The following is a 13,979-nucleotide window of genomic DNA, read 5'->3' on the forward strand; positions in this document are numbered from 1 at the left end:
CATACCTGCCCTCACATCCTTAACCAAACTGCTGTTTAATTGCCTCAAGCAAGGTAGGAAACGCCGTATAGCCTTCTCTGTCGAGAAAATGCCCTGCGTTCTCTTCTAAAATAACCTGCGTATTTAATGCTTCTGCCAGCGCTTTTGATGACGATGGTGAGACAATCTCATCATTGGTGGATATGATTGAAATACGCTTATCGGCGATGTCAATTAATGCAGTATGGTCGAGTGGACTTAAGGTATGACTACGCAGCTCAGGTAGCGTCTGTTGCTCTTCATCAAAACCAGACACTAAAATATACCCCTTAACAGCTTGCTGCTTATTTTGTAAAAAACGCAATGCGGTAACGCAGCCAAGACTATGACCAATCAGAACGGACTCTTCATCAATATCAAAAGGAAGCTGTTGCAAGCGCTGCTGCCATTTTTCTGGATCTGGGGATAAAGCATCTGGCATTTCTGGCACGTCCACTTGCGCACCAAGGGCTTCAAGCTGGCTTTTTAGCCACGGAAACCAGTTTTTTTCGGGAGAAGCTGTATAGCCATGGATAATAACGAATTTTTGATTTTTTAGTGGCTGTAATGCCGAAGTGGAGTGGCTCATCCTAGAATTCCTATCAACTCAGTTGTCTTCCTTAGACTGTACCATGAGTGATAGGGTGATCAGTTAGAGCTTTTTGTTATATCTAACGCAAAAACAAATTCTTCTTCCCACATGTCTTGTGCATCATTCATCACATCAATGACATCGGCAAATTCGATGCGTTGTTCTGCACTCATGTGGCTAAAAATAATGGTTACTGGAAGCTCAATGCCTGCGGAAACCATGTCCCACAAAGCATCGAGATTATGACCAAACCAATCTGGAAGCGAAAATTGCTGAGCAAATTGCTGATAAAAATCATTCAGTGTGTTTATCTGGCGAAAATCAAAGCTCACCTGTTTGCTCATCGCTACGTTTCCTTTAATTGACTTGTTTAAAGCTCTTATAATGGTCGTTGGTTACAAAAATCATCCCATCTGAAGAGTATAGCAAACGATCGGCCCCACGGTGCCCACACCGGTAGTTGATATCCGCTTCAAACCATTGACGATTATCTGCGATAGGCAATGATTTTTCACGATTCGAAAAACGATCCCCTCCAATTGCCCGCTTTGGTAATACATCGCAAAGGTTGCCTTTTTTGGCATCCCAACCTGCTTGTCTCGCCTCTTTTTTCGTTATGTAAAATGCCGGAAGTTTTTGGTATTTCTGCATATAACTAACGACATTCTGTTGCTCAGTCAGTTGGTCAATGGTTTTTGACTGGGCATTTTCTTGAGTGATGGTTTGTTCAGAAGCCACAGATTTGTCTGTTGGTGGTTTATCTTGAATATCACCACCGCGAAAATACAGACTCAGCACAATCAAAATAGCCATCAATACTAGTGATATGACTTTTTTATTCATTTAGTACCTTCATTATGACAATAACGGCAACCTATACTGAAGCAGAGGCTGCCGTTTAACTCGCTATTGCGTGGAAGATCGCAAAATTACGCGGTACCGCCTACCGTCATTTTATCCAATTTCAACGTTGGCTGACCAACGCCTACAGGCACGCTTTGGCCTTCTTTACCACACACTCCTACACCTTTGTCTAATGCAAGGTCATTACCCACCATGGAAATTTGCTGCATCGCCTCAACACCAGAGCCAATCAGTGTTGCTCCTTTCACTGGCGATGTAATTTTTCCATTTTCAATCAAGTAGGCTTCAGAGGTTGAAAATACAAATTTACCTGAGGTGATATCAACCTGACCGCCACCAAAGTTTGGTGCGTAAATGCCTTTATCGACGCTAGCAATGATTTCTTCTGGTGTTGAAGAGCCTGCAAGCATGTAAGTGTTCGTCATACGCGGCATTGGCAGGTGCGCATAAGATTCACGACGTGCATTACCTGTCGGGGAAACTCCCATCAGGCGCGCATTCAGTTTATCTTGAATATAATTACGCAAAATACCATTTTCTATTAGGACGTTATATTGCCCTGGTACCCCTTCGTCATCAATTGCGAGGGAACCGCGACGGCCTGCTATCGTGCCATCATCCACCACGGTACACAGTGGTGAAGCGACTTGCTCACCCATTTGCCCAGAGAATACAGATGTACCACGGCGGTTGAAATCACCTTCAAGGCCATGGCCAACCGCTTCGTGCAACAACACGCCTGGCCAGCCTGCGCCTAATACTACAGGCATCATACCAGCAGGGGCAGCAATGGCAGATAAATTCACCAGCGCCATACGTACAGCTTCACGAGCATACTGTTCAGCCACGATTTGACCTTGGTGAATTTCTAAGAAATATTCATAGCCATAGCGACCGCCGCCGCCACTGGCACCGCGTTCACGTTTACCGTCATGTTCAACTAATACACTCACGGAAAGGCGCACTAATGGGCGAATATCTGCCGCTAATGTGCCGTCGGTTGCAGCAACCAGCACTTGCTCGTAAACCCCCGTTAAACTCGCGTTCACTTCGATAACACGTGGGTCTTCGGCGCGTGCGACTTGGTCGACACGGTGCAATAAATCAATTTTTTGCTCGCGAGATAGGCTCTGTAACGGGTCTGCCACAGAATACAATTTTTTGTACTCAACATTGCTTAAGACACGTGATTTACCAGAGCCTTGTTCGTTTACAATGCTTCGTGCTGCGGTCGCGCTTTGCACCAGCGCTTGCAGTGAAATTTGGTCTGCATAAGCAAAGCCTGTTTTTTCACCACTTACCGCTCTTACACCAACACCTTGGTCAATATTGTAAGAGCCATCTTTGATTATTCTATCTTCAAGCACCCAAGATTCATGGAAACTTGATTGAAAAAATAGATCCGCATAATCCAGATGGCGCTCAGATAATAACCCTAAAATGTCATACAGATTTTCATGCCCAAGGCGGTTGGCGGCCAGCAAATGTTCGCTGACAGAAGCTAAACTCATATTCGTTACTCTTTGGTTGCGTCTTTTTTAATCAGAGAGGTCAGTTGCGGTCTGAAGCGGTTATGTTTCACCACTCGAATTTGCTCACGCATGACACTCAAACTGTCTGTTTTGATATTCAATACTGTTGATGCCACTGCATCCACGTTCTTTTTCATCACTTTCCCCCAACCATCAACGGCAAGGCTATGACCCCACGTGCGGCGGGTTCCATGCACACCCACTTGAGCAGGCGCCAAAATATAGCATTGGTTTTCAATCGCACGAGCGCGCAGTAATGGCTCCCAGTGCGCCTGACCGGTATAGCGGGTAAATGCCGCAGGAACAGAGATAATTTCTGCACCTTGTTCTCTCAGAGCTTGGAATAAGCCAGGAAAACGCAAATCATAGCAAATCGTCATCCCTAAGCGGCCAACAGGGGTATCGACTACCGTGATATGTTCACCACGTTGGTAAATCACCGATTCGTTGTAATTCCCTTGTTCGTCTTCGATATTCACATCAAACATATGAATTTTATCGTAGCGAGCTTTGATATTGCCTTCGGAATCAAATAATAAGCTACTGCTTGTAATGCGCTCAGGATCTTCACGGCTGATCATCGGCATCGACCCAACGAGGATCCACACATTATACTGTTTAGCCATAGCGCTGATAGCGCCTTGCAACGGGCCTTTCCCTTGTACTTCAGCTTGTTTGCGGTAAGTCGCCGCATCCGCAAAGAGCAATGCATTTTCAGGTGTCAAAACTAACTGAACAGTCTCTGGCAACTGTTTGATTTGCTGCTCTATTTGCGCCAAATTGTGCTTAGTATTATTTCCGCTACATAACTGCAAAAGTGCAACGTTACCATTTTTCATTACTCTTGAGTCTCCTTTAGTTGACGTAATACTTCATCAATTTTTGGCTCGTCCAAGCTACCTGTCACGCGATAACGAATAACAGAAACTTTACTCCATAATGGACCGAGCACTTTTGTTGCCGCGAATACCGCAGCACCAGCAAATGGGTTGACTACAAACGCGGTTGCTACTCCTACTGTAGCAGAAATTTCAGGTGTAATGACCGCTTCTAAGTTAATTTGACGTTTAACAAGGTCAACCTCACCATTTAAAGCAATATCCGCGACCAGACCGTCTACAACTGTGTTTTTAGATGTCATCACACCGTTATGCAAAGTCGCATCACCTTTAATCGAGTCAAAATCGAAATCGTTGTTAAATGTATCGCGAAAATCGAACTGTAGCTTACGCAACAAGGCATCGAAACTAACTAAGCGCAGGATCTGCCCTGCACGCCCACCGCCCATTTTCGCGATTGCCCCTTTACCCAATTTCGCCGATAGCTTGCCGTTTAATGAAGCAATGTCTGGTGACCACGGTAGATTAGCCCAGTCTAAATTAAATTCTATCGTATACGGGGACTCAATAATGGGCACTAATATACCGAAATAAGCCGCGCTTTCATCGAAGGCTTCCCCCGTTAAGGAACCCGCCACTTCGGTTTTATTACCGTTACCACTGTGCCAGATAGCGTCCAGTTTTAGCTGCATAGCACTATTGTTTAGCGTACCGTCCGTCAGTTGCAGTGAGTCGCCTTTCGGAATGATATTAGCGCTAATTTCACCCAGTTTTTGCCCTGCAATCCAGCACTCTTTGCAGGTTATATTTAATTGCGGCCATTGACTAAAGTCGACGCGCTCAGAGCCTGTTGTGCTTTCAGCTATCGAACTTGGGTTGTAATACAAGTAATCAACTGCCACTTTCCAAGGCTGTTTGGCATAAATTTGTAGCGAACCTTTTAGGTTTTCGCTATCCACGCTAACCACTTGCTCATCACGTTGTAAATCATACGAAAAATTTAAATCTTTCCAATACTGCCCACCAAGGTAAATGGAGGCCAGTTTAACTTCAAGGGCCTCAGGAAGACGAATATTCACCCCACCTTGACGGCTATTTGACGAAACCAATAACCCAGCAAGTCTGTCCAAATCCATCTCTTTTACTGGTGGTAAATCAACAACAACCACCGAATTTTTTGGTAATTCAGGTGCTTTGTTTTGCCACTGAGCAATATGCGCTTTGACTAGCCTTAATGGCTTATCGCTTAAGTTCCACTGGGTATTAAAACCAAGACGTTTACCAATATCGCCACCAATGGTCAGTTGCTCAGTATCGCCTTTCGCTTGAACATTAATTTGCCCCAGTTCCGCCAGTAATTGGCTATTTAGGACAGGTAACTGGCTTTTTAGCTGTTTAAGACCTGCGGTGACATCAATTTGTAAACCGACTTTTTCTTTTGCTGAATCAGGTAAATTGATCGTAACGTGACTTTTCCAATCACTGGTACCTGATACTTTCTGTTTAATTTCATCAGGGATCATCGCCAGTTTATTCAGCGCCCAGTTCCCTGCAATATTCACATCAACCTGATAATCTTTTGAGCCAGCCTGTGTCGTAAAATCAACCGAAATAGGTTGCCCAAACCACTGCCCCTGTAACTTATCACCTACCAAGTCACCATTATTAAAGCTAAAGCTGCCTGTTAATGACGAAATAGTGCTATCAATTGGCTGAATCAATAAATCATTTTTATTGAGATTAACTTTCCCTTTTGCGACAACATCTTTCCCCGCACTCAATGGGATAGACAAACTGAGCTGCCCATTTACAGTGCCGCCAATTTGTAGCTCTTCCAAGGTGTTACCTATGGAATGCTTCATCGGTGTGTGCATAAAATATTGCTGAATTTGCTTTCCTGTGCCGCTAATATCCGCATCGATATACAGCATCTCCTCGGTGTAATCACGGATAATCGCATCAAGGTTGGTTGCGGTGGCGTCTGCCAGTTTGACCATTGGTGCATGCATGTACAGGCCTGCACGCCTAAAATCTAAATCCATGTCTAAATTGAGTAACGCTGGCCATTCGCTGTCATATTCGAAAGTGGCATCACGCAGCGGCACATATACTTGGAATTGACCATCATTGCGGTCATATGGAAAATTGGCTGGATCGCCTTTGTATACCAATGTGGCATTGTCAACTTTCCCTGCAATAATCGCTTTTGTCAGGTAGTCCGCAACATCTTGCCCCATTAATTTTTGCGGGAAATAGCGCCATGCATCCCCTGCATCATCCAGCCGAATGCCCGATAAAATGGCTAAATCGGCATAGTTACCTTTTTTAGCCTTCGCATAACGGAATTCACCGTTCGCCCATAGCGATGTGGCTTGCACATCTAATGCAGAGCTCCAAAGTTTAAATTCGCTATCGTTATCAACCCAATACAGCTGCCCTTTAGCACTAGAAATATTAAAAGGTGCTTTAAATTCATCACGGTAATCGACTTCGCTGTCTTGCAGGTTGAAAGAGATACCGCCACTTTGCATTCCCCCAATTAATACACCAGAGAAATGATCCACAGAAGGAAGCTCCTTCCATTTTTTCCAACTGACATCTTGCCAATCTAAGCTAACTTGAAGAGATTCAGGTTTATTTTGTGTCGCATCTAGGGCAAATTCACTCACCACACCAGTGGGCTTGCGATGCTGCCAATCTTGCACCATATCTGGCGTAAGAAATGAAAATGTCGGCAAGACTTCACTTAAGCGCTCAAGCTCGATATTTTTTGCTCGCACGCGCCAATGGTCGTTATCTTGGTATTTTTTCGATGCGGGCAGATATAAAACCGATGCGCTACCTTGTGGCCAAATAAATTCATTGGTTTTTAATGTATCAAGTTCAGGAATATTAAATAGCCAGCCATTTCCCTGCCTTTTCATGCGTAGCAGTAAATCATTAACTTGCAGGTTTTGAGTTAGTTCACCCTCTCCCCAGTTCGCTTCCCCTTGGCGCAGTTGAATCAACCCACTTTCAATACGATTGTCTTTTAAACTGATCCATGAGGACAAACTAAAGTTAGCATCACGCAATGAGGTATTATCACGCAGCCAGCGGCTTAACCAAGGCTGCATATCAATATTGTCCGCTTGAAGGTAAAAAATACCATCACTCAGCGCACCATTTTTATCTGACACATCCAGTTTAACTTGCAGGTAACCATGCTGTTTATTGATAGTTTCAAGGCTAACAAAGCCTTGCGCGCGGTGACGTTCATTTTCATTTAGCCAAGAAAGCTCTGGCAGAATTAACGTAGTTTTTTGCTCGGAGGGTGTTAGGAAAGTCAGTTGGCTGTCTTTTAAGGTAAAATGATCGAATTGGCGTAAAAATAAGTCTTCAACGCCATCTAATGACTCACCTTCAGCAGAGCCTTCAAACGAGAAAGGGACTTTGTAATCAACATTCAGTTGGTAGAAAGTCAGGTCGCGAAAGCGCCACCGTAGGGAAAACAGTGACTTCCAGATATCCAGTTCAAGATGAATTTGCTTAGCATTTACATCCGTTGAGTCACTTTGCAACGTGACATCGGATAACGTGAGAACGGGGCCAAAATAGCGCCATGCCCCTTCCATCTCACCTATCTGAACCGAAACATCAGCATTTTTTTCAATATAAGCAATGAGTTCAGGGCGATAGCTATCAATATTCGGTAGAAGAAAACGCAGCCCTGTCAGCACCAGCGCGCACAGCAATAAAATAACCGCAGTAGTCACCAGTGCTACACGTGGAAGTCGTTTCACTCACCTCTCCTTTAAGCAACAGCTACATCATCACAACATCAAAGCGTTCTTGGCTGTATAACGGCTCAGTCTGGACTTTCACTTGCTTCCCAACGAAAATTTCAACTTCCGCCAGTGCATGAGATTCATCCCCTTTAAGCACATCGACTACAGCTTGTGAGGCATAGACTAAGAAGCGATCAGCGTCGATTGTGCGGTGAACTCTCACGATTTCACGTAAAATTTCATAACAAACCGTTTCCACTGATTTCACCGTACCTCGACCTTGACAAGTTGGGCAGTCATCACACAATACATGTTCTAAGCTTTCTCTTGTCCGCTTACGGGTCATTTCCACCAAACCAAGTTGTGAAAAACCGTTTATCGTCGTTTTGACTTTATCTTTGCTAAGTGCTTGTTCCAAAGAGGCTAACACACGTCGGCGATGCTCAGCATCGGTCATATCAATAAAGTCGATGATGATGATCCCGCCTAAATTACGCAAACGTAGCTGGCGCGCAATCGCTTGAGTCGCTTCAATATTGGTATTGAAAATGGTTTCTTCTAGATTACGGTGGCCAACAAACGCCCCCGTATTGATGTCGATGGTAGTCATGGCTTCAGTTTGATCAATAATCAGGTAACCACCTGATTTCAATTCAACTTTTCTATCCATCGCCCGTTGAATTTCATTTTCAACATCAAATAAATCGAAAATTGGCTGATTGCCTTGGTATAACTCCAGTTTTGCCGTCATTTCCGGCACATACTCTTCGATAAATTCTTGTAATTGAGTATAGGTCAAACGGGAGTCAACGCGAATTCTGTCGAGATGAGCGCCTGCAAAGTCACGGATAATGCGAAAAGCGAGTGCTAATTCACCGTAAATCTTAGTGCGAGTCACATTACGTTTTTTCCGTTCAATGACTTTCGCCCAAAGGCGCTTTAAGAAAGCGGCGTCTTGCTTAACTTCATCTTCACCCACACCTTCTGCTGCGGTACGAATAATAAAGCCGCCGTTTTCATCACAATATTGGGCAACACACTGTTTTAAGCGTTCTCTTTCTTCTTCGCTTTCAATACGTTGAGAAACTCCCACATGGGAAGCCCCTGGCATGAAAACTAAATAACGCGAAGGCAGTGTGATATCCGTCGTCAGCCGTGCGCCTTTGGTACCCAGAGGGTCTTTCACCACTTGCACAATCAGGTCTTGGCCCTGTTTAACCAGCTCAGCAATGTCCCTGACGTGGAAATTTTTTTGCTCATCACCCGCAATGCATTCGGTGTGCGGCATGATATCTGAAGCATGCAAAAAGGCGGCTTTATCCAGACCAATATCAACAAAGGCCGCCTGCATTCCGGGTAGAACGCGGCTCACGCGGCCTTTGTAAATATTCCCTACGAGTCCTCTTTTTGCTTCTCGCTCAACATGTATTTCTTGTAAGATCCCACCATCAATATAAGCTACGCGCGTTTCAGATGGTGTAATGTTCACTAATAGTTCCGCTGTCATGACTTCCCCTTACCATCACCTAACGCTAAAAACCGTTGAATTAATTCATTTGTTTCGACCAAAGGTAAACCCACTACGCCGTGGTAACTACCATTAATTTTACGAATAAAACGCCCACCAAGGCCTTGAATTGCATAGGCACCTGCTTTATCCATAGGTTCACCTGACTGTATATAATCCTGTATTTCAAGTAAAGATAACCCGCTGAATGTCACATCTGTCACAATCAGCTCATGTAATGTCTGCTGGCGGTCGGAAATTGCAATCGCGGTCATCACTTGGTGAGTTTTACCCGATAGCGCACTGAGCATCTCTTGGGCATGTTGATTATCACGTGGTTTTTCAAGGATCCGCCCTTCCAGAACGACAATTGTATCGGCCCCTAAGACAGGCTTATCTTCTGGCGCTATGGCAACACCGGCTAAGGATTTATCACGCGCAAGACGCTGCACATAACCTTCAGGTGTCTCACCCGGTTGCCACTGTTCCTCTACCTCTGGGCGTAAAATTTCAAAAGAATAGTCAAGATATTGCACCAATTCGCGTCGACGAGGTGAGCCTGATGCCAGATAGATTAAATTCATAAAACATATTTCCCGTCAGAAACGACAGCTAAAACCCTTAACACACTGAAAACTGTCGACGAATTTTTCGTAAAAGCAAAAACAACCATGGCCACAGGATACCATTGACGAGGCTATTCCAGAATACTTGCGGATGGAATAATACCTGAGATGATAAAAATTCAGCCCAGAATACCGCCAAATCTTGAATAACGGTCAATAACATAATCACAAGCGCTTGCTGCCATAGCGCCATATTGCGTAATAATTGGTGTTTATAAGCGACGAGATAACAAATAATACTGAAGGAAAGCGCGTGAACGCCCAGAGCAGAGCCTTGAATGGAATCAACAATAATGCCTAAAATAAAGCTTGTGCCAACGCTCACGCGGTGTGGCAACGCCATCACCCAATACGCTAAAATCAGCAGCAGCCATGATGGCCGATAAAAGTTAAGCTGTTCTGGCCACGGCATGACTTGCAAAATCAATGCAATAATAAAGGATAGCCAAATAATGGCACGTCCATTACCACGGTATTCATCCATTTAATTCATTCCTCCTACCCATAACCATAATAACGTTCCCTTTACCTATGGTTGCGGTGCCATTGATGGTGGCAATGGTGGCCCTTGAATTTCACTTGGATTCGGTAAAACTTGCGGGAGTACTTTCATTAAGCGTTCATTTGCGGCACGGTAGACTTCTGAAGGCTGTAACGGAGTTTTCGGATCGCTATCATTACCCCATAAAAGCAGAAGATAACGTAAACGTTGCAGCTCAGCACTTGGTCTCGCACTGATGATAGTATATGCGCGCTGTGTATCATGTTTAACCGCTGAGACAACCCCAACAGGGTAACCTTCAGGGAAACGTCCACCTAAGCCAGATGTAACGAGCACATCCCCGACACGGATATCCGTGTTTTCAGGCAATGGCTCAAGCTGTAAATCATCCGCACATCCTGAACCCGCGGCAATGACACGAACGTCATTACGCAGCACTTGCACAGGAAGAGCATGGGTAGTATCACAAATGAGTAACACGCGACTATTAAAATTGCTCACACCCACCACTTGGCCGACAACGCCTTTATCACTAATAACGGGTTGCCCTTCATAAACGCCTTCATTGCTGCCTTTATCAATCACCACTTGGTCACGATAAGGCGTGTTCGCACCTGAGATAACTTGCGTCACCATCATGTGTTCATCTTGGCGTAATGGCGAGCCGAGAAGCTCCCTTAAGCGCGCATTTTCTTGCTTAAGTTGTTCCAGTAATAGATTATCGGCTTTTTTCAGTAACAGCTCTTGGCGCAATGCTTTGTTTTCAAATTGCAGCTGTTCCCGAGAAGAGAAATTTTCTGAAATGTTGTCCAGAAACTGGCGTGGACCATTGGCTAAAAAATAGAATGGGCTGACCGCCGTGTCTAAATAGTTACGGACTTTATTGAAGGGCTCGAATCGATGGTCAATCACCACCAGCACAAGTGCAATGATTACCGCAAAAAAAATGCGTAACTGTAGGGATGGACCTCGCCTAAAAATGGGCTTCATGTGTGGCTATGTTTCGCTAATGTCAGAGGATCAAAAATAGTCAAAGCAGCTAGGCATCGACCTAACTGCTTATAGTTGGCCATTTAGTCTTCGCTAAACAGGTCACCACCGTGCATATCAATCATTTCTAACGCTTTACCGCCACCACGGGCGACACAGGTTAGTGGATCTTCTGCCACGATAACTGGGATACCAGTCTCTTCCATTAATAAGCGATCTAAATTACGAAGAAGTGCACCACCACCCGTTAAGACCATACCGCGTTCTGAAATATCAGACGCTAATTCAGGTGGACACTGTTCCAGCGCAAGCATAACCGCGCTAACGATACCTGTTAACGGCTCTTGTAATGCTTCTAAGATTTCATTGGAATTCATTTTGAAACCACGTGGAACCCCTTCAGCAAGGTTACGACCACGGACTTCAATTTCAAATACTTCATCGGTTGGGAATGCAGAACCAATACCGTGTTTAATACGCTCAGCCGTTGCTTCACCAATCAGTGAACCATAATTACGACGAACATAATTAATGATAGATTCATCAAAACGGTCACCACCGATACGAACAGAGGATGAATACACGACACCGTTTAATGAGATAACAGCAACTTCAGTCGTACCACCACCGATATCAACCACCATCGAACCTGTTGCTTCAGATACAGGGAGACCCGCACCGATAGCGGCAGCCATAGGCTCTTCAATTAAGAAGACTTCACGCGCACCTGCACTTAAAGCAGATTCACGAATGGCTTTACGTTCAACTTGCGTTGCACCGACTGGCACACAAACCAACACACGCGGGCTTGGGCGTAAGAAGCTGTTGCTATGAACTTGTTTAATGAAGTGTTGTAACATTTTTTCAGTCAAGAAAAAGTCAGCGATTACGCCGTCTTTCATTGGTCTGATTGCAGAAATATTACCTGGTGTACGTCCCAGCATCTGTTTGGCTTCACCACCGACTGCTGCCACGCTTTTCGGCGAACCTGCACGGTCTTGACGGATGGCTACTACAGAGGGTTCATTTAATTTGACGCCCTGCCCTTTGACATAAATGAGGGTATTGGCCGTACCCAAGTCAATAGACAAGTCATTAGAAAACATGCCACGAAATTTTTTAAACATAACGAAAGAGTTATCCTGCAAGCTGGGGACGAATGTAAACCCGTCTACTCTACCAACCACTTGAAGCGGTCTCAAGACGTTAATGAGCTGCTTCTATAAATATGGTCAATTCATCTATTTTTCACGTACCGTACTGTACATGCTTCTTATCTAAACGAAGCAGATAAAAACCTCAAAAATAGATATTAATTTCACTTTTCCCATCACTAGATAGATTTACGTAAAAATAACCCCTACTTTTTGGCTGTTATATACTCCATTGTTTGTATTCCCAGTGTGACAAGTAATTGTGACTACAAGTTCAAATAATATTTATATCTTTTTATTATTGCTACGCACTGGTTATTTTCACTACAAATCAGATGAATTTCACGAGTGTTCGCTCTATTATCTACCAAAAATGAGGCAAATTTGTATTAGTACGCAAAATGAATTCGTCGCGATGCGTTATTTTGCATGATAAAAGCCTATTTATGCCAGAAAAAAATGAATTTTTACAAAATAATTACATTATTAATAGCTTAAGAACCGTTATTACGTCAATGAAATACCCTTAAATTTTCGGCATTTTAAATGACATATTTAATCATTTCACTAGGAGTGAACGATGAAAGCTCTCGTCCTAAACAAATCCGATGAAAAAATCACCGCTGATATCCAATCTCTGACAACAGAAATGCTACCTGCCGGCGATATTATAGTCGATATTCACTGGTCTACACTAAATTATAAAGATGCCCTCGCCATTAACGGAAAAGCGGGTGTAGTCAGGCAGTATCCGATGGTGCCAGGGATCGATTTTTCAGGTGTGATTCACCACAGTGAAGACCCTCGCTTTCAAGTTGGCCAACACGTTTTACTCACGGGCTGGGGGGTCGGTGAAACCCATTGGGGAGGTTTAGCATCTCAAGCTCGCGTTCCCGCAAATTATTTAACCCCCCTTCCTGAACAACTGTCTTTAAAACAAGCCATGATTATCGGTACGGCAGGTTTTACCGCCATGTTATGTGTCAATGCATTGGAAGAAGCAGGGATAACACCAGATAAAGGTGAAATTGTCGTCAGTGGAGCAAGTGGTGGTGTTGGCAGTACCGCAGTTCAGCTTTTATCTTTATTAGGCTATGACGTGGTCGCGATTTCTGGTCGCGAAGAAAATAATGCCTATTTGCAGAAGTTAGGTGCAAAACGCGTCCTACCACGCAGTGATTTTACTCATCCGGCAAAACCTTTAGATAAACAGCTTTGGGCGGGTGCTATCGATACTGTGGGCGGTGAATTACTGGCAAACTTGCTGGCCCAGACACATTATAACGGCGCTGTCGCTGCATGTGGTTTAGCGGGCGGTTTTAACTTACCGACCAGTGTGATGCCATTTATTTTACGTAATGTGCGCCTACAAGGGGTTGATTCTGTTTATTTCCCTGCGGCAAAACGCGCGAAAGTCTGGGAACGCCTTGCTCAATTGCTGCCAGCGTCTTTCTATGAGCAAGTTTGCTCTGAAATTAAATTGGAAGATGCTGCCGAATATGCAAAAAAACTATTAAAAAATGAAGTCACTGGGCGTACCCTAGTCAATCTTTGCGAAAAATAACCGAATATGTGCAGCCATCTGGCA

At 44.2% G+C, this 13,979-nt stretch carries 12 protein-coding genes; 1 reads left to right on the forward strand and 11 read right to left on the reverse strand.

All coding sequences use genetic code 11. From position 1 onward, the window contains the following. Positions 1–19: 19 nt before the first annotated feature. The 11 genes from J6836_RS13800 to J6836_RS13850 form a co-directional block, all read right to left on the reverse strand. A complete protein-coding gene (locus J6836_RS13800; protein ID WP_219244583.1) occupies positions 20–607 on the reverse strand; it encodes an RBBP9/YdeN family alpha/beta hydrolase in 588 nt (195 codons plus the stop codon). A gap of 59 nt (positions 608–666) precedes the next feature. Next, entirely contained in the window at positions 667–954 is a 288-nt protein-coding gene (locus J6836_RS13805; protein ID WP_219244584.1) for a barstar family protein, read from the reverse strand. Between the two features lie 13 nt (positions 955–967). Then, the gene (locus tag J6836_RS13810) at positions 968–1,453 is read right to left on the reverse strand and encodes a ribonuclease domain-containing protein (protein ID WP_219244585.1); all 486 of its coding nucleotides are present in this window, start codon (positions 1,451–1,453) and stop codon (positions 968–970) included. Positions 1,454–1,539: 86 nt separating this feature from the next. Beyond that, entirely contained in the window at positions 1,540–2,985 is a 1,446-nt protein-coding gene (gene tldD, locus J6836_RS13815) for a metalloprotease TldD (RefSeq protein ID WP_219244586.1), read from the reverse strand. A 5-nt stretch (positions 2,986–2,990) separates the two neighbouring features. Then, positions 2,991–3,845 (reverse strand): deaminated glutathione amidase, encoded by an 855-nt coding sequence (nit1, locus tag J6836_RS13820; RefSeq protein ID WP_219244587.1) that lies wholly within the window; start codon positions 3,843–3,845, stop codon positions 2,991–2,993. After that, positions 3,845–7,627 (reverse strand): AsmA2 domain-containing protein YhdP, encoded by a 3,783-nt coding sequence (yhdP, locus tag J6836_RS13825; protein WP_219244588.1) that lies wholly within the window; start codon positions 7,625–7,627, stop codon positions 3,845–3,847. The genes nit1 and yhdP overlap by 1 nt, the downstream gene beginning before the upstream one ends. Positions 7,628–7,649: 22 nt before the next feature. Continuing rightward, positions 7,650–9,119: a ribonuclease G gene (gene rng, locus J6836_RS13830; RefSeq protein ID WP_219244589.1), complete on the reverse strand. Its 1,470-nt coding sequence runs from the start codon at positions 9,117–9,119 to the stop codon at positions 7,650–7,652. Then, positions 9,116–9,703, reverse strand: coding sequence for a Maf family protein (locus tag J6836_RS13835; RefSeq protein WP_219244590.1), 588 nt, complete (start codon positions 9,701–9,703; stop codon positions 9,116–9,118). The genes rng and J6836_RS13835 overlap by 4 nt, the downstream gene beginning before the upstream one ends. A gap of 37 nt (positions 9,704–9,740) precedes the next feature. Then, positions 9,741–10,229: a rod shape-determining protein MreD gene (gene mreD / locus J6836_RS13840; protein WP_219244591.1), complete on the reverse strand. Its 489-nt coding sequence runs from the start codon at positions 10,227–10,229 to the stop codon at positions 9,741–9,743. 45 nt (positions 10,230–10,274) lie between these two features. Continuing rightward, complete coding sequence (gene mreC / locus J6836_RS13845; RefSeq protein ID WP_219244592.1) at positions 10,275–11,237, reverse strand: rod shape-determining protein MreC; 963 nt, start codon at positions 11,235–11,237, stop codon at positions 10,275–10,277. Between the two features lie 83 nt (positions 11,238–11,320). Next, a complete protein-coding gene (locus J6836_RS13850; RefSeq protein ID WP_047756254.1) occupies positions 11,321–12,364 on the reverse strand; it encodes a rod shape-determining protein in 1,044 nt (347 codons plus the stop codon). A 607-nt stretch (positions 12,365–12,971) separates the two neighbouring features. Here J6836_RS13850 and acuI point away from each other — a divergent pair. Further along, positions 12,972–13,955 (forward strand): acrylyl-CoA reductase (NADPH), encoded by a 984-nt coding sequence (gene acuI / locus J6836_RS13855; protein WP_219244593.1) that lies wholly within the window; start codon positions 12,972–12,974, stop codon positions 13,953–13,955. Positions 13,956–13,979 lie beyond the last annotated feature (24 nt).

Origin of the sequence: Providencia sp. R33 (assembly GCF_019343475.1) — a bacterium.
Taxonomy (GTDB): Bacteria; Pseudomonadota; Gammaproteobacteria; order Enterobacterales; family Enterobacteriaceae; genus Providencia.